We start from the raw sequence: 17,128 nt of genomic DNA, 5'->3' as shown, positions 1-17,128 counted from the left end.
GGGGAGATGCTGCCCCTGACACAATCGCTGCCGAGCGGCGCCCACCAGCGACTATTGCCTTGACACAGCGGCACCTATCACAGCAGTAGGTCCTCATGCGCGCCGCGCATAACCCCACAGTTAAGATTTGGATAAGAACGAGCGATGAGCCTCTACGCCGAAACATGAGGAATTCATCGTTATACTGTTGGCAAACTGACCCTTACACGCCCCAGAAAAGACGTCCGGACCCTCATACGCTTCGACGCCACGCTGATCGAAAGGCGAGTTCATCTCCACCATGACCGACCATCCTGAGAACACCACCACACCGGAACCCGGTTCAAAGCCGTGGCTGAAGTATTACGCCGAGTGGACTCCCCACGCCTTGGACTATGGCGAGACCACCCTGCTGGATGTCTATGACAACAACCTCCAGATCAATGGTGGCCGCCCCGCCACCTACTTCTTTGGTAAGTCACTGACCTTCAGCGAGTTCGACGCCCAGGTACGGGCCTGCGCCGCTGGTCTGCGCGCCCTCGGTGTGCGTCAGGGTGACTGCGTCGGCATCATGCTGCCGAACTGTCCGCAGCATCTCATCGCCTTCTACGCGGTACTCAAGCTCGGCGCCACCGTGGTGGAGCACAACCCGCTCTATACCTCCCACGAGCTGGAACCGCCCTTCGCCGATCACGGTGCACGGGTGGCGATCTGCTGGGATAAGTCGGCCCATGTGCTGGAATCGCTGCGGGCCTCCACCTCGCTGGAGACGATCGTGTCGGTGAACATGATCAACGCCATGCCGATGGTCAAGCGCGTGGCGTTGCGCGTCCCGCTGCCCTCGCTCATTAAGACCCGCAAAAAGCTCTCCGAGCCGGCACGCAACTCGATTCCGTGGGAGACCCTGCTGGATCCCGTCATCGGTGGCGATGGCGCCGACATCACCTCCTGCCCGGACGTCACCCGCGACAGCGTGGCCCTGATTCTCTACACCTCGGGCACCACGGGTCGCCCCAAGGGCGCGCAGCTCACCCACGGCAATCTCTTCTCTAACCTGCTGATGGGCAAGCACTGGGTGGAGGGGCTCGGCGATCGCGAGGAGCGCATGCTCGCCGCCCTGCCGATGTTCCACGCCTATGGCATGACGATGGTCGCCACCCTCGCCTTCTTCGTGGGCGCCCAAGTGCTGCTGCTGCCCTCCCCGGATCTCAAGCTGATCATGGAGGTAGTGAAGAAGAAGAAGCCCACCTGGCTGCCGGGTGTTCCCACCCTCTATGAGCGGATCGTGGAGGCCTCCCAGGAAACCGGGATCGATATCAGCTGCTTCCGCAACGCCTTCTCTGGCGCCTCCACTCTGCCCGTGTCTGTGGTGCAGGCCTGGGAGGAACACACCAATGGCCGTCTCGTGGAGGGCTATGGCCTGACCGAGTGCTCGCCGATTCTCATCGGTAACCCGATGACCAGCGACCGCCGCCCCGGCTATGTGGGCATTCCCTTCCCCGACACCGAGATCCGCATCGCCAACCCCGATAACTTGGATGAGACGCAGCCCTATGGCGTCGAGGGCGAGGTGCTGGCACGCGGCCCCCAGATCTTCCCCGGCTATCTGAAAAACCAAGAGGCCACCGACGCCTCCTTCCACAATGGCTGGTTCCGCACCGGCGACGTGGGATTGATGGAAGAAGATGGCTTCGTCAAGCTCGTTTCCCGTTTGAAGGAAATGATCATCACCGGCGGGTTCAATGTCTACCCGGCGGAAGTGGAGGATGTGCTCCAGAAGCACCCGGATATCACCGACTGCACCGTGGTGGGCATGCCCCGCGGCGACGGTTCTGAGACGGTCACCGCCGCCATCACTCTCTCTGCGGGAGCTACCCTGGATCCGGATTCCCTCAAGAGCTTCTGCCGCGAGCACCTCACCCGCTACAAGGTGCCCCGCGTGTTCTACCACTTCGAAGAACTCCCCCGCGACCAGCTGGGCAAGATCCGCCGCCGCGACGTGCAGCAGCTCCTAGTGGAGCGCTACGGCAGCGAAAACGAGTTCTAGCCCGAGCACGCAGACATGAGTAAGCCCGCCCCACACCGTGGGGCGGGCTTCAAGCATTCAGGGCCTAGCTGGAGCCGCTGTGCTGTACTCGCGGGGCTATCGGGCCTACTTCCGCACTAGGTGGACCACCGCGTTATCGCCGCCGCTGCAGGTGAAACCATCAGCCTTCTGCGGCACGCACTTCATCTCGTATTCCTTATTCGTCACCGGCGAGGTGGCGCGAATCGTGAACACATCGGTGGCATTGGCGTGGGGAACCATCTCCTTGGCCACAGCCTTCGCAAAGGGCTTCGTGGTCACGGAGCTACCCGTGTAGTACTCAAAGGTGTTCGTCGAGCCCGCATAGGTGCCATTGGGGCGGAAATGATCCCGCGGCTCAGTCGTGGTGGAGGGGGATGAGCTCTCAGACGACGAGGTGGAGGACGAACTCGAGCTGCTGGTCTCCGCGGGGGTGCTTTCCTCCTCGGTCACCGTCTCCACCACGGTTTCCACCACGGATTCCTCCTCAGAGCTGCTCCCGACCGCTTGGGTGGGGGTATCGTCCCCGCCACCGCCACTGAGCACCCGGGCGAGCACCATGGCAGCGCCGACGACACACAGACACAGCACGATCACGCCCGCGATAATGGCGGCGGTCTTTCCCCCGGATTTCTTCGGCGGCTGCTGCTGTGGCTGCTGCGGCGGGGGTGTCTGCTGCGGTGGTGGGCCATAATTCTGCGGCTGGCCATAACCCGCGGCCGCGCCGGCGGGGGCGGCGAAATCCGCATCAGGCGAGTAGGGCTGCTGAATAGGCTGCATGTTCTGAGTGGGCGGATCCGTCTGCCCCTGCCCCGCCTGCCACTGGGGCTCATTGGGGTCGCGGAAAGGGCCGGACTGGTTGCCGGGGTTGCCAGTATTCGTCATCGATACTCACTCACTTCTTGTGTCACGGCCGTACACGCCGCGTCGTAGATTGTCGGGTTTGTGTGCCATTCTAAGGTTCCCCCCAGACAATAGGGGTGGTTCCGCCTTAATCGAGGCTCACGCCCACCCAGATCGGTTCCGGTTCGAGAGTCACCCCGAGGCGCTCACGCACCCCGTCACGCACCTCGCGGGCCAGTGCCACGAGATCGGCCGCGGTGGCCGCGCCGCGATTGGTCAGCGCCAAGGTGTGCTTCGTCGATAGCCGCGCGGGCGCATCCGGGCCGGGGTGGCCGCGGTGGAAGCCGGCACGCTCGATCAACCAGGCAGCGGAGAGCTTGGCCCGCCCCTCGCCGCTGGGGAATACCGGCATTGCGGCGGCCTCTTCCTCGCCCACCAGCGCCGCCACATTGGCGCGCACCGTGTCCACATCGGCGGCATCGATGATGGGGTTGGTGAAGAAGGAGCCGGCGGAGTAGGTGTCGGGGTCGGCGTCGTCAAGCACCATGCCCTTGCCGCGTCGCAGCGCGAGCACAGCCTCACGCACGGTCGCGGCAGGGCGACGCGGGGTGTCTTCTTCCGCGGATATCCCGAGCTCGCGGGCGAGCTGCCCGAAGCGCAGCGGCGCCGACAGGCCATCGGTGCGGAGCTGGAATTCTACGGCCAGCACGAGGCCGCGCTGGGTGAACTTCAGGTTGGAGTAGCGATAGGACATCTCCAGGGCACTGGCATCTACCCACTGCTCGGTGTCGGTGCTGCGGTCGTAGAGGTACACGCGGGTGAGCACATCGGCGATCTCCACGCCATAGGCGCCCACATTTTGCACCGGCGTGGCGCCGGCCGAGCCGGGAATGCCGGACAGGCACTCGATGCCGCCCAGGCCGGCCTCGACGCTGGCGGCAACCACATCGTCCCATACCGCACCGGCCTCGGCCTGCAGCAGGCCGCTATCGGTGTCCACCGTGATCGCGCGGAAATTTAAGACCAGGGCCACCAACTCGAGGGGGACGTCTGCCACCACGAGGTTGGAGCCGCCGCCGATGGGGAGCACGGGCACGCTGGCGGCGTCGCACAGCCGCAGTGCCTCGATGGCGGCCTCGGGGGTATCCGCCACGGCGGTGAGGCGCGGCTGCCCGCCGATCCGGAGCGTGGTGAGATCCGCCAATGCTATGTCTTGGAGCGAAAGGCCCTCACACGCAGCAAGTTTCGATGCCAACTGGGAGTAATTAGGGGTGAAAGTCGAGTCGTCCACCCTTCTAACGGTAGTCTTATTGCCATGGCTACTCGTACAACTACCACCGTGACCATTAATTTCCCGCCCGCAGACGTCTACGCTGCGTTTGCAGACAAGGCGTATTGGGATCACAACACCGCCACTCTCTCCCCCGAGCCGGGCGAGGTGCACGAGTTCACTGCCGACGATAACGGCGCCAAGGCTGTGCTCTTCGAGGTCATGCCCACCGACATGCTGCCCGAGGCTGTGAGCGCCATGATCAGCCAGGCACTCAAGATTAAGCGCGTGGTTAACTACACGGCTCTCGAGGGCACCTCCACCGAGGGTTCTTATACCGCCGATGTGAAGGGCGCCCCGGTGGACTTCGAGGGCGACATCGCCCTGAGCGGCGATGACTCCTCCACCACCCTCACCTACAACAACGTCATTACCGTGGACATCCCCTTCATGGGGCCCGCCATCGAGCCCAAGGTGGCCGATGCGGTGGGTGAGCTGCTCGCCAACGAGGCGAAGCTCACCGAAGAGTGGATTTCCTCGCACTCCTAGTCCGCTCGTGTCGCGACTCTCGCTGCGCGTCGAGGCGCTCTGAGACCATGGCCGATCACGCGCATAACCTCGCCTTTTCTTCCCACGCCCTCAGCCGCCCCAGTAGCGGACCTGTGGGCGTGGTGACGCGAGGAACCACCGGAGCGAACCGCCTGCGCAAACTCGATCGCTGGTTGCACTACCAGCCCGAGGTGCGCAGGCTACTGCGTTCCGTAGACGCGCCCCTTGCCATCGACCTCGGCTATGGGGCGTCGTTTCGCACCACCTGCGAGTGGGCGCGCTGGCTGCGCCGCACCCGCCCCGATATTGCGGTGATCGGGCTCGAGATCGAACCCAGCCGGGTGCTGCCGCCGCGGGATGGGGTGCGTTTTGAGCTGGGCGGTTTCGAGCTCGCCGGCTATCACCCGCATCTGCTGCGCGCCTTTAATGTGCTGCGCCAATACGACGCCGCCCATGTGCCCGAGGTGTGGCAGGCGGTGGGCGAACGCCTCGCCGACGGGGGCATGTTTATCGACGGCACCTGCGATGAGCTGGGCCGGCGTAGCTCGTGGGTGCTGCTGGATCAACACGGCCCGCGCACTCTCACCCTGGCCTGGGATCCGCACCATACGCCGCGCCCCTCGTTGGTGGCCGAGCGGCTGCCGAAGATCCTCATCCACCGCAATGTGGCTGGGGAGCGCATCTATGATTTTCTGCGCGCCGCTGACGCCGCCTGGGATCAGGCGGCCGGCTGGTCGAGTTTTGGCCCGCGCATCCGCTGGCGGCACGCGCTAGAGACCCTCGCCACCCAGTATCCGCTGCACGGCTGGCGCCGCGGGGTGCGGGATAATGTCGTGACCGTGGATTTCGCCGCCGTGGCGCCGCGCTAGCGCCCGCCGCCGGCCATAGTTGCCCACTCCCCCGTTTTCGAGCACACTATGAGAGATGTCTGCTTCTCACGGGTCCTCGAAGTCCCCTATGAAAATTCTTATTGGCCTGCTTCTCGCCCTGCTGGTGATCGCGGTGGTGGCCGAGGTAGGTACCCGCTTCTATGTGGGTAAACGCATCACTGAGGAAGTGCCCGGCTCCTCGGTGAGCTTCGGTGCCTCCCCGCTGCTGCTGGGTGCCGCCACGGGTACCGTCAATCACCTCACCGTCGACACCGAGAACACCCTGGAGATTGTCTCCACCGAGGCCCATCCCACGGAACCGACCGTCACCGGCACCCCCAAGGCCACCGTGGACATCGAGGACCTCGATATTCGCAGCGAGCGCCTCATGGCCGGGCACTTCGCGGCCGACGCCATCCTGCCCGATGAGTATCTCTTGGCCATGGCGCAGCGCACCCAGGCGGAGCGCAGCGAGGGCAATTTCTTCGCCAGCCTCATCGAGGTCACCGCTATCGACACCGCCGGCCAGAAGGTGCGGGTGCTCATCAATGATGGCCTCGCCACCCTCACTCTCACCCCGCGCGTCGGCTCCAACCAGCTGGAATTTCAGGTAGACAGCATCGAGGTGGGCACCGTGCGGCTTCCCGACGCCTTCTCCGAGGAGATTGGCCGCGCCCTTCAGGTAGCGGTCGCCGAAGCCACGGTGGATCTTAAGATCACCGAGGTGGAGGTCGTCGATACTGGCCTGCGCGTGGTCGCGGTGGGCGATAATGTGGATCTCAATAGCCTGCAGGAGCAGCTCTAAATCTCGACTCTGTCCGGGTAGAGTCGCCCACAGCCGCGCGCCGCGGCGGCGCTGATGACTCCCCGCACTCCCATGGCCCGTGCCTGCTCGGCGCGGGCTTCGTGCTGTGCTGGGTCCGAGTCTGGGCCGAGCACAATCCACAGCCCCGCGGGCTCTGGTACTGCCTCCGTGAGCAGGGCAACTTCGGAGAAGAAATGGGATTCATCGCCGGCTTGGTCGAGCATCGCCAGCACTCCCTCGGCCCCGGTCTGTACGGCTAGGCGCGCCTCGGAGGCTTTGATCAGCGGGGCGTGGTTGCCGCTCGGCCACCCAGCCGTGGAGAGCACCGGCACGCTCGCGTGCTGCACCAGGTGCAGCTTATGCGGGGGAATTACCACTGCGGCAGCGCCCTCTTGCGCTGCCTGCTCCATGCGGGCACGGATCTGCTCGTCTGTCACGCCCGGGTGCAGGGCCATCAACCATGTCATGGCTTCTAAGGCTAGCGGATCACTGCACGCAGGGCGGCTGCTGGGCGGCGGGGCGGCGTCGATAAGCGCCGGCGAGGGCCTTAGTAGTAGTCGCCGTTGAGGATGCTCTTGATCTGGGGGCGTACATCCCACCAGTAGACGCCGATGACGACGATGCCGACCCAGGCGAGAATCGGGAAACCGATGAGGGTGGCGAGGGTAGAACCCAGCACCATGCCGAACCACGTCCACTTGTCCTTGCGGCCGGCGGCCTCGAAAGCGTCGGGGCGGGTATTGGCGATCAGTACAGCGCCAAGCGCGCCGGCGATGGCGACCGGCCAGTAGAGGATCATGGTGAATAGCGACATCAGCGGAGCTCCTTAGACAGCGGGCGTCGTGGCACCCACCTTACCGTCTCCGCAGCGAGACACCTGTGGTGGGTGCGGGGAATGTGCGGCGCTTAGAGTGCGCCGAAGAGAAGGTGGGAGAGCGCGTAGATAATCAGCCCCGCCAAGGCACCGACGATGGTGCCGTTGAGGCGAATGAACTGCAAATCCTTGCCCACCATGAGCTCGATCTTGTCGCTGGCCTCCTCGGCGTCCCAGCGCTCGATGGTCTCCGAAATGATCGCGGTGATCTCATCTGCGTAGTTATTGGCCAAGAAAGCCGCACCATCGATAATGCGACGCTCCAGGGAGACACGCATCTGCTCATCCTCGCAGATCCTGTGGCCCCAGTCGCGCGCGAACGCGGTGATCTTGGTGCGCAGCACCGAGGTGGGATCCTCGGCGGCCTCCACAATGGAGGAGGATGCGCCCCGCCAGATGGCGGCAGGGGCGCCCTGGATCGCGCTGGAGCCGAGCACATCCGTCTTCCAGCTCTCCAGCTTGGCGATGGTCTCCGGATCGTGCTGGAGATCATGGGCCAAGCGGGCCACCACCCGGCGCATCTCGCGGCGGGCCTCGTGGTTTTTATCGCGGGCCACAGCGGCCGTCCACGCGGTGAGCTCGCGATAGACCTTGTCCGAGACGAGATCATTGACAAAGCGCGGCGCCCAGCTGGGGGCGCGCTCGCCGAGGAGACGGTCGATGAGATCCTCGGAGGCTCGGGCCTTCTCATCCGCCCAAGCGGCGACGGCATCCACCACCGGCTCGGTCTTGCCTTCCTCGATCAGCCCCTCGAGGATGCGGCCAGCAGGTGGTCCCCACTCCGGTTCGGCGAGGCGGTCGATGAGGCCGCGCTGGATAATGGCCTCGGCCTCGGCGGGATCCAACTCCCGCACAATGGCGGCGAGCAAACGACCGGCCTCGGCGGAGGTGCGCTCCGCATTGCCCTCGGCCACCAGCCACTCGCCGATACGCTCCGGGATGCGGGCCTGGGAGACCTTCTCTGTAATGAGCTCGGCATTGAGGAAGTTATCCCCCACGAAGCCCGCCAGGGACTCGCCGATCTGGTCCTTCTTATTGCGCACGATCGCGGTATGCGGAATCGGCAGATGCAGCGGATGACGGAAGAGCGCGGTCACCGCGAACCAGTCCGCCAAGCCGCCGATCATGCCGGCCTCCGCGCCGGCGCGTACGAAGCCAACCCAGGTGGCGGTTTCGCCCGGCTGGGCTTCCAACCAGCGGCAGAGGAGATACACCACCGTGGCCAGTAGCAGCAGTCCGGTGGCGATGGTCTTGTACTTGCGCAGGCCGCGGCGGCGCTCGGCCTCCGTCTCTGGGGAGGGGCCGGGAACGGCGAGACGCCCCGAGGTGGAGTCGGACGCAGTGGGCGCGGTAGCCTCCGCCGCATCTGCGGCGGGGCCGAGTGAGTGTCGTCCCATGGATGTTGTCACTCTCAGCTAGGTACTAGGTGCAGCCTCCGCCTCGGATGGGGCGGCGGCTGGGATGAACTGTTGCACTATAGCGCATCTGCTGCGGTGCGGGCGAGATGTGCCCAGCGTATACGCGTAGTGCTGCGCCATATTATTCGGGCGCGGGTTCGGGCGCGGGCCGCAGGTGCAGGCGCGGGGTGCGGCCTAGATCATGGACAGGCCGGTGCTGATGAAACGCAGCCCCACGAGCAGGGTGAGGATGGTGATGAGCACCATGAGAATGATCCAGCGGGTGCGGTTATTCACGGGCACCTCCTCTCCGTTGCAGTGGGGAATGACATAGCCAAAACCGCCGAGCCAGATCTTCGGGGATCCGACTCGGCGGCTCTGAGTTGAACACGGAGCGCTGACGCTTCACCCGCGCCAGTCAGCTCGTTCCACCCGCCCCGCTGTGCGGGGCCGCGGTGGTGAGGTACTGAACGAGGTTGAGGGGTATGTCAGCGGCCTAGTTGTGGCGTCCTGTGCGCTTGACGTACGCCTTGTAGTCGCGGCGACCGTACTTCACGAGGCCCACTCCGAAGAGCAGCACCGCGAGGGTGGCGACCACACCGACGATGACGTAGGTGGAAGCGTTGGCCTGGGAATCCACCGAGCCTGAAGCCAGGCCGAACAGGATGATGCCAGAGAAAGCGATCGAGGAGAGGATGATGCCCATACCCCACCAGGTGGAGCTCTTGAGCAGCGAGGAGTGCGGTGCCTCCAAGCTCACGGGATCATAGCCCTCGATGTAGTTGTCCTCGATGCGCAGTTCCTTGTCTGAAACCTTCTTCGCAGACATACCCTTGCCTTTCGTTCAAGTTAAGCAAATGTTAAGAATCAGCTTAGCGATCCTTGCCCGAGAATGCAGCTCGGGCCCGCTCATAGTTGATGGATGCCACAGCGGTCAGCGGGATGCTGGCCGGGCACACATCGGCACATTCACCGTACAGCGAGCAGGGGCCGAAGTTGGTCTCCAGCTCGTCGATCATATTGCGGGCGCGGCGACCGCGCTCTTCCTTACCGAGAGGCATCATGCGCAGGTGCACCAGCTTGGCGCCGGTGAACAGGTGAGCGGCACCATTCGGGCAGGCGGCCACACAGGCACCACAGCCGATGCAGGCTGCGTGGTCCAGTGCGAACTCGTTGTCCTCGTAGTTCATGTGCATGGTGTCAGCGTCCGGCGCGGTACCCGCGTTGACGGTGACATAGCCACCCTTTTGCATGACGCGGTCAAGGGCGGAGCGGTCAATAACCATGTCCTTGATCACGGGGTAGGCGGCGGAGCGCATCGGCTCGATCTGCAGCTTGTCGCCATCCTTGAAGTCCATCAGGCGCTGCTGGCAGGCCGGAGTGTTCTTCAGGGGGCCGTGCGGACGGCCATTGACCATCACGCCACAGGTTCCGCAGATACCCTCACGGCAGTCAGAAGCGAAGGCGAAAGGCTCCTTGCCCTCTTCAACGTACTGGGAGTTGACGTGGTCGAGCAGCTCGAGGACCGACATCTGCGGTACAGCGTCCGGAACCTCGACAGGCTCGTAATGTCCCTCGGTGTTTGGGCCAGCTTGGCGCCAAATCTCTAGATGCAGTTTCATTACTTGTAATTCCTTGTCATCAGCGGAACGGCTTCGAAGTACAGCGGTTCGGCGTGGCGGATGAACTTACCCTCGCCGGCGGGCTCCCATGCGGAGACGAAGCACCAGTGCTCGTCGTCACGGCGGGCCTCGCCGTCTTCGGTGAGGTGATCCTCGCGGTAGTGCGCACCGCAGGACTCGTCGCGGTCAAGAGCGTCAACGCACATGAGCTCGCCCAGGTCGATGTAGTCGGCCACACGCAGGCCGTACTCCAGCACCTGGTTCATCTCATCGGCCTTGCCGGGGATGTTGACATTGGCCCAGAAGTCCTTGCGCAGGGCGCGGATCTTCTCGATGCCATCGGCCAGGTCCTTCTCGTTACGGGACACGCCACAGGAGAAGTACAGGATCTCACCGAGTTGACGGTGGAAGTACTCCGGGCCGTGGTCGCCCTTGACGTTCATCAGCGTGGAGATGCGGTCCTCCGCGCGCTGCACGGCGGCCTTGGCCTCCGGGGAGTCCGCGGAGAGAACTTCCTTGCCCAGGTGCTCGCCGAGGTAGTTCGGAACGGTGAACGGAATGGTGAACCAGCCGTCCACAGATGCCGAGAGCAGCGAGTTCGCGCCGAGGCGGTTCGCGCCGTGATAGGTCCAGCCACACTCGCCGGCGGCGAAGAGACCGTCCACGGAGGTCATCAGGTTGAAGTCGGTCCACAGGCCACCCATGGTGAAGTGGCAGGTGGGGGCAATACGCATCGGCACCTTGTAGGGGTTCTCGCCGGTGGCCTCCTCATACATGGTGAAGAGGTTGCCATAACGAGCACGGATCTTGTCCTCGCCGAGACGCTGGATGGCGTCGCGGAAGTCCAGGTATGCCGAGTTGTGCAGCGGTCCAACGCCGAGACCCTTGTTGATCTGCTGGGAGATCGCACGGGAGGCCACGTCGCGGGGCACGAGATTGCCGAATGCCGGGTAGCGGCGCTCGAGGAAGTAGTCGCGCTCCTCCTCGGGGATGCTATTGGCGTCGCGGTCGTCCTTCTCCGTCACCGGAGACCAGATGCGGCCGTCGTTACGCAGCGACTCCGACATCAGGATGGTCTTGGACTGCCAGTGCGAGTTGACGGGCAGGCCGGTCGGGTGGAACTGAATGAAGGACGGGGAGGCCAGGTAGGCACCCGCATCATAGGCACGCATCATGGCGGATGCGTTGGAGTTCTTTGCCAGCGTGGACATGTGGTAGACGTTGCCGTAGCCACCGGTGGCCAGCACCACAGCGTGGGCGGTGTGGGCCTTGATCTCGCCGGTAATGAGGTTGCGCATGACCACGCCATCGCAGTGCTTGCCGCCCTCGCGCTCGTTGATGATCAGATCCACCATCTCGTTGTGGGTGAAGATCTCAACGGTGCCCTCGTGGATCTGGCGCTGCAGCGCGGAAGCAGCGGAGAGCTGCAGCTGCTGGCCTGTTTGACCACGGGTGTAGTAGGTGCGGGAGACCTGCACGCCACCGAAGGAACGGGTAGCCAGGGTGCCGCCGTACTCGCGAGCGAAGGGAGCACCAATGGCGCTCATGTGGTCGATCACGCGCACGGACTCATAGGCCAGACGCCAGCAGTCGTGCTCGCGGCAGCGGTAGTCGCCGCCCTTCACGGTGTCCTTGACGTGGCGGTAGGCGCCGTCGTTGTCCACCTTCTTGCCGCGGGCGGAGTTCACACCACCCTGGGCAGCAATGGAGTGCGCACGACGCGGGGCGTCGTGATAGGTGAAGCACTGGACGTTATAACCGAGCTCGCCGAGAGCCGCGGCTGCGCCGCCGCCGGAGAGGCCGGTGCCCACCACGATCACGTTGAACTTACGGCGGTTCAGCGGGGAGACCAGGGTCATGTGGTCCTTCTGGTATTCCCACATGTCCTTGGTAGGAACGACGCCGTGCGGTGCATTGTCGTTGAGGACCGAGCCGAGGGTGACACCCTCCACTACGGAGGCAGGAGCCTCGAAGTTGTCGAGGAAGGACGTATCGATTTCTTTACTCATGGAACTTAACTCTCCTGGAATCCTTAGCTGACCCAGCCCGCAAGGACTGCGACGGGGATCAGCACATTGCCGATCAGGACGATGGCGGGAACAAGGTAAGCAACGAAGGAGAGCACAGCACGCCAGCGCTTACCCACAATGCCCAGGTCGCTCACTGCCACCCACATGCCGTGGGTGAGGTGCAGGAACAGGCAGAGCTGAGCAATGATGTAGAAGATGGCCACGGCCGGACGGCTGAAGGTTGCCACAACGTTGGCATATACCTCACCGTGCTCGAAGGACGCGGATGCTGCCGGCTGGACACCAACGGTCAGGTCCAGAATGTGGAAGATGATGAAGGCCAGCAGCACGATGCCGGTGACGATCATGGTCTGCGTCGCGAAGCTCTGCAGACCGCCCATCTTGTTGGTGCGGCGGAACTTGCCGCGGGATTGGTGAGCACGGCCCACGATGGTGAAGGCTCCCCAGATGTGGAGAACGATGCCCACCAGCAGGACAATGCGCAGGATCCACAGCACCGACCCATAAGGCATAACGGGCTCACCGACAGTACGGAAGAACTCGCCGTACTCGTCGAGCGCGGGGCGGCCATCATGATCCGGCAAGAAGATCTTCAGGTTACCCACCATGTGGACGACGACGAATCCGGCAAAGATCAGGCCGGTAATCGCCATCGTGAGCTTCACGGCCCAGGTGGGAAAGCCCGGCCGCTCGCGGAGTGGTTTTTCAGTAATTTTGCCGTGCGCGATTGCGTCACGGTCGTCATATTTAACAGTCATGGCACCTCCAGTGTCGCTAATACCTTACGGCCGTTTTCACAGGCGGAACCACTCGCTCCATGACGGGGTGACCCAACTCACAACGCTATAACTAGCATGTATCAAGTACTTTAGGTTAGGCTCGCCTCTAGAAGAAGTGTGCTGCACGGCCATTATGGCAGTTCACTGCGAATTCTCATTCCTCTATCAGGATACGCGGTTGGTGGGCCGTTTCGAGATTCACATTTACCCCAAGCCCCACAATCAACCCCTATCGGGGGCACTTTCGCGATCCGAAATTACGCAACATTTTTGATTCTTAATTCACCTCGCGCGCCGACACCGAGCCCGCGAGCGCTCCGCGTACCCCACCCCAGCCTCAGTTCTGCCATGGCGGGATATATGCCCAGCTCACGACGTCGATAAGAGCCCCGCAGGGAGCGCTCGAGACGGCGCCGCATCAGGGGGAGAACCGCGGAAAAACACACCCATAGGTGGGCGTATATATGCCGCGGCCCGGCGCGCAGGCACCCCGAATACGCGGGTGAACCGGCTCTGCCGCCGCGGCGAGCACTGATCCGGTTGAGGTGATGCCGCTCACGTACTATGTCTCTATGGGAAAAACATACGTGGGTTCTAGGTTGCGGCAGCTGCGGCGGGAACGGGACCTCAGCCAGGCCTCCCTCGCGGAGACGCTGGGGCTGTCTGCCTCGTATGTCAATCAAATCGAACACGATGTGCGCCCGCTGACCGTATCGGTGCTGTCCAAAATCACCGAGGCCTTCGGAATCGATGCCACCTTCTTCTCCCACGAGGACGATTCTCGGCTCCTCGCCGAGGTCAAGGACGTGATCGCGGACAAGGAGCTGGTGGCCCAGCCGGTGGATCTGGCCGAGCTCTCCGAGGTGGTGGCCGATCACCCCACGGTGGCCAAGACCATCGTGGACATGCACCGGCGCTATCGCACCATCCGCGATAAGCTCTCGCTGCTCACCGACGAACGCAGCCACAGCGAGGAGATGAAGGATCACACCGGCGATCTGCTGGACATGCCCCACGAGCAGGTGCGGGATTTCATCCACGCCAATAACAATTACTTCCACCAGCTCGACACCGCGGCGGAGCAGCTGCACCAGAAGCTGGGGCTGCACCTGGGCTCCACACCCGCCACCCTGGCGGCGCTGCACCAGTACATCACCGAAGAGCATGGGGTGACCGTGCTGCCCACCACCACCGGCACCACCCTGCACCGCTATGACCCCAGCACCGCCACGCTGGAGATCTCCAGTCTCATCGGGCCGGGCCAGCAGGCGTTTCGTATCGCCAGTGTGCTCGCCCACCTCGAGCTCGGCTTAGAGCTGCAGCGGCTGGTCGAGGAGGCGGACTTCAGCACCCGTGAATCCTCCCTGCTGGCGCTGCGCGGCCTGGCTAGCTACTACGCCGCCGCGCTGCTGCTGCCCTATACCGAGTTCCACGAGCTGGTGGATAAGACCCGCTATGACTTGGAGTACCTGGCCAATTACACCGGCCTCGGCTTCGAGACCATCTGCCACCGCGTCTCGACGCTGCAGCGCCCTGGGCGGCGGGGCATTCCTTTTACCTTCATCCGCGTCGACCGCGCCGGCAATATGTCCAAGCGGCTATCCGCCGGGGGCTTTCACTTCACTCATTCCGGCGGCACCTGCCCGCTGTGGAATGTCTACGAGGCCTTCTCCAATCCGGGCCATGTGCAGCGCCAATTTGCCTCCATGCCCGATGGCCGCACCTATGTGTGGGTCGCCCGCACCGTCAGCCATCGCTATGGCACCTTTGACCAGGGCGGCAAGGAATTTGCGATCGGCTTGGGCTGCGAGGCTCGGCACGCGGGGCGCATGGTGTATTTCGATGCGCTGCCGGTGAATAACCCAGCCGCCGCGGTGCCCATCGGCCCCGGCTGTCGGGTGTGTGCCCGCACGGATTGCGCGCAGCGCGCCTTCCCCGCCATCCAGGGCATTGCGCGCTTCGACGCCCACTCCTCCTCCCTCGCCGCCTATTAGCAGGCCCGCGGCTACCATGAGATTCATGCTGGAAGCCCTGCCTGTCTCCCCCGCTGATCCTGCCGCCATCCTGCCTGATCTCGCCGCGGCCCTCGCCGGTGAACGCAGCCTGCTGCCGCTGCCCGCCCAGGACCGCTCCCGCGCCCAGCAGCTGGCCCGCACCATGCGCGTCGGCGAGGAGATCGATCCCGAGGTGGCGCTGGTGGTCTCCACCTCCGGCTCCACCGGCACGCCCAAGGGGGCGCTGCTGAGCGGCGAGAACCTCGCCTCCTCGGCGGTGTCCACCCATAATGCTCTGCACGGGCCGGGAGCCTGGCTCTTGGCCTTGCCCGCCCATCACATCGCCGGGTTGCAGGTGCTTATCCGCAGCATCCTCGCCGAGACCACCCCCACCACCCTCGATGTTTCCGGCGGCTTCCACCTCGACGCCTTCGCCCGCGCCACCGCCCACGCCCGGCGCGCTGCCGGGGAGGATCCGCTCTACACCGCACTCGTGCCCAACCAGCTGCACAAGGCCTTGGCGTCACTGCAGGGTATCGAGGCGTTGCGGCTTTACGACGCCATCTTGGTCGGCGGCGGACCCACCACCGAAAGCACCCGCGCCGCCGCGCGGCGCCTCGGGATATCCGTGGTGTGCACCTATGGCTCCTCGGAGACGGCGGGCGGCTGTATCTACGATGGCGTGCCCATCGAATGGGCCTCGGTGAAACTCACGGGACAGCATGGGCGGATTCATCTGGGCGGGCCGATGGTGGCCCGCGGCTACCGCAATGTGAGCTCGGAGGACACGGATGCTTTTGCCCACCCGGGCTGGTTTTCCACCAATGATTGCGGGCATATCACGGATGGCCTGCTGCAGGTGACCGGCCGCCTCGATGCGATCATCTCCTCCGGCGGGCTGAAGCTGCACCCCGAGGTGCTGGAGCAGGAGCTGCTCAATATCGCTGGGGTGGACACAGCGTGTGTCACCGGCATCCCCGATGCGCGCCTCGGCCAGGCCATTGTGGCGGCCTATACCGGCACAGCGCGGGTGGGCGAGATCATTGAGGCGCTCGATCATCTTCCCCGCTGGCAGCTGCCGAAGCAGTTGCTGCGGGTGGACACCCTGCCGCTTACTGGCCCGGGCAAGGTGGATCGGCGGGCGGTGGCGCGGCTGTTCTAGCGCTTCGCCTGATAGAGCTTGACGACGTCATCCCGGGTGTAGAGCCGCGCAATGGCGGCATCATTGCCGTGGGCGAGGTTCTCTCGCACCAGCGGGTGCAGGGCCGCCGAGGGCAGCAGCGGAAAAGTGCGCGGTGTGTGCGCCACCTGCGCCACGGGCAGCTCGGCGCGCAGGGCGGTGTGGTGTAGCAGCAGGTCATCGCAGTGCAGGCTGGGGGCGATATCCTCGCGGCGCAGCTGGGCGAGCCGTTGCACGAATCCCGGCGGGTAGCACACCCCGCTCACCCCGGTGGGCACGTGCAAAAGCGAGGCGCTGGTGCTGCGCACGGGATTCCAGCGGATATAGGGGGCGATGCGCTGGCCCTGCAGCCTGATCCGGTGGGCGCGGTGGGCGGTGATCTGCGTGGGCCGGGCCGCTGCGAGCAGCTGCGGCACACACGCGGGCGGATAGAGCACATCATCGTCGATGGTGATGAGCCAGCTCTGCGGGTGGGCCCGCGCCGCCGGGAGGTATTTGGTGTGCGGCCCCAGGCCCGGTTCCGCCTGGCGGATGCGCAGGCCGCGGGCGCAGAGCCGCTGCAGACCGGCCGAGCGCGGGGCGTGATAGTCCTGCGGTTCGAGCCACAATTCCACCGGGGCGGCATGCGCCACCGATTCGATAGCGAGATGCACCCAGCGCAGCCGGCGGCCATAGCTGCTGAGGCTAATGACCACCTGGGGATGCTGCGGCATCGGGGTGCGCGAGGTGTGGTTGCGCCATACCAGCCGCAGCAGCAAGGGAAGATGACACAGCGCATTTTTCGCCGCGGTACAGAGATAGTTCAGCCACACACGCTCGAGATTAGCCCAGCCCGACCCCGCCGCTGAGTTCAGCACCCCAAGCGCCACGAG

16 protein-coding genes are annotated in these 17,128 nt (G+C 64.4%); 6 read left to right on the top strand and 10 right to left on the bottom strand.

Features of this window, described 5'->3' with window-relative positions; genetic code table 11:
- Positions 1–280: 280 nt before the first annotated feature.
- Entirely contained in the window at positions 281–2,026 is a 1,746-nt protein-coding gene (locus KR227_RS08975) for a long-chain-fatty-acid--CoA ligase (RefSeq protein WP_218365025.1), read from the top strand.
- Between the two features lie 105 nt (positions 2,027–2,131).
- Here the strand turns inward: KR227_RS08975 and KR227_RS08970 are convergent, their stop codons facing one another.
- Together KR227_RS08970 and KR227_RS08965 are read right to left on the bottom strand one after the other, a co-directional pair.
- Positions 2,132–2,929, bottom strand: coding sequence for a hypothetical protein (locus KR227_RS08970; protein WP_218365024.1), 798 nt, complete (start codon positions 2,927–2,929; stop codon positions 2,132–2,134).
- A 106-nt stretch (positions 2,930–3,035) separates the two neighbouring features.
- A complete protein-coding gene (locus tag KR227_RS08965; protein ID WP_218365023.1) occupies positions 3,036–4,178 on the bottom strand; it encodes a UDP-N-acetylmuramate dehydrogenase in 1,143 nt (380 codons plus the stop codon).
- 24 nt (positions 4,179–4,202) lie between these two features.
- On the opposite strand from KR227_RS08965, the gene KR227_RS08960 reads away from it, so the two are divergent.
- Genes KR227_RS08960 through KR227_RS08950 form a run of 3 tightly spaced genes read left to right on the top strand, consistent with a single transcriptional unit; the run spans position 4,203 to position 6,380 of the window.
- Positions 4,203–4,706 carry a DUF2505 domain-containing protein gene (locus KR227_RS08960; RefSeq protein ID WP_218365022.1) on the top strand — a complete coding sequence of 168 codons (504 nt, stop codon included), beginning with the start codon at positions 4,203–4,205 and terminating at the stop codon, positions 4,704–4,706.
- A 47-nt stretch (positions 4,707–4,753) separates the two neighbouring features.
- A complete protein-coding gene (locus KR227_RS08955; RefSeq protein WP_218365021.1) occupies positions 4,754–5,575 on the top strand; it encodes a class I SAM-dependent methyltransferase in 822 nt (273 codons plus the stop codon).
- A gap of 55 nt (positions 5,576–5,630) precedes the next feature.
- Entirely contained in the window at positions 5,631–6,380 is a 750-nt protein-coding gene (locus KR227_RS08950; protein ID WP_218365020.1) for a DUF2993 domain-containing protein, read from the top strand.
- Here the strand turns inward: KR227_RS08950 and KR227_RS08945 are convergent.
- The 7 genes from KR227_RS08945 to KR227_RS08915 form a co-directional block, all read right to left on the bottom strand.
- Positions 6,377–6,847 (bottom strand): hypothetical protein, encoded by a 471-nt coding sequence (locus tag KR227_RS08945; protein ID WP_218365019.1) that lies wholly within the window; start codon positions 6,845–6,847, stop codon positions 6,377–6,379. The two genes, KR227_RS08950 and KR227_RS08945, sit on opposite strands and share 4 nt — an antisense overlap.
- An 80-nt stretch (positions 6,848–6,927) precedes the next feature.
- Positions 6,928–7,194 (bottom strand): DUF2516 family protein, encoded by a 267-nt coding sequence (locus KR227_RS08940; protein WP_255549247.1) that lies wholly within the window; start codon positions 7,192–7,194, stop codon positions 6,928–6,930.
- A gap of 92 nt (positions 7,195–7,286) precedes the next feature.
- Positions 7,287–8,651 carry a DUF445 domain-containing protein gene (locus tag KR227_RS08935; protein WP_218365018.1) on the bottom strand — a complete coding sequence of 455 codons (1,365 nt, stop codon included), beginning with the start codon at positions 8,649–8,651 and terminating at the stop codon, positions 7,287–7,289.
- Between the two features lie 496 nt (positions 8,652–9,147).
- Positions 9,148–9,480, bottom strand: a complete 333-nt coding sequence (locus tag KR227_RS08930; RefSeq protein ID WP_218365017.1) for a hypothetical protein — start codon at positions 9,478–9,480, stop codon at positions 9,148–9,150.
- Between the two features lie 43 nt (positions 9,481–9,523).
- A complete protein-coding gene (locus KR227_RS08925) occupies positions 9,524–10,273 on the bottom strand; it encodes a succinate dehydrogenase/fumarate reductase iron-sulfur subunit (RefSeq protein WP_151529311.1) in 750 nt (249 codons plus the stop codon).
- Positions 10,273–12,282, bottom strand: a complete 2,010-nt coding sequence (locus tag KR227_RS08920) for a fumarate reductase/succinate dehydrogenase flavoprotein subunit (protein ID WP_218365016.1) — start codon at positions 12,280–12,282, stop codon at positions 10,273–10,275. The genes KR227_RS08925 and KR227_RS08920 overlap by 1 nt, the downstream gene beginning before the upstream one ends.
- Before the next feature lie 23 nt (positions 12,283–12,305).
- Positions 12,306–13,061, bottom strand: a complete 756-nt coding sequence (locus KR227_RS08915; protein ID WP_218365015.1) for a succinate dehydrogenase cytochrome b subunit — start codon at positions 13,059–13,061, stop codon at positions 12,306–12,308.
- A 593-nt stretch (positions 13,062–13,654) separates the two neighbouring features.
- Between KR227_RS08915 and KR227_RS08910 the strand changes: the two genes are divergently transcribed.
- Both KR227_RS08910 and menE read left to right on the top strand, forming a co-directional pair.
- Positions 13,655–15,076: a short-chain fatty acyl-CoA regulator family protein gene (locus tag KR227_RS08910; protein WP_218365014.1), complete on the top strand. Its 1,422-nt coding sequence runs from the start codon at positions 13,655–13,657 to the stop codon at positions 15,074–15,076.
- A 16-nt stretch (positions 15,077–15,092) separates the two neighbouring features.
- Positions 15,093–16,238: an o-succinylbenzoate--CoA ligase gene (gene menE / locus KR227_RS08905; RefSeq protein ID WP_218365013.1), complete on the top strand. Its 1,146-nt coding sequence runs from the start codon at positions 15,093–15,095 to the stop codon at positions 16,236–16,238.
- On the opposite strand, the gene KR227_RS08900 is transcribed toward menE, so the two are convergent.
- Entirely contained in the window at positions 16,235–17,068 is an 834-nt protein-coding gene (locus KR227_RS08900; RefSeq protein ID WP_218365012.1) for a glycosyltransferase, read from the bottom strand. The two genes, menE and KR227_RS08900, sit on opposite strands and share 4 nt — an antisense overlap.
- Between the last annotated feature and the right edge of the window lie 60 nt (positions 17,069–17,128).

The sequence above is a fragment of the Corynebacterium sp. TAE3-ERU30 genome (assembly GCF_019209925.1).
In the GTDB taxonomy this organism is placed as follows: Bacteria; Actinomycetota; Actinomycetes; order Mycobacteriales; family Mycobacteriaceae; genus Corynebacterium; species Corynebacterium megadyptis.
This window is presented reverse-complemented; position numbering and strand designations above follow the sequence as displayed.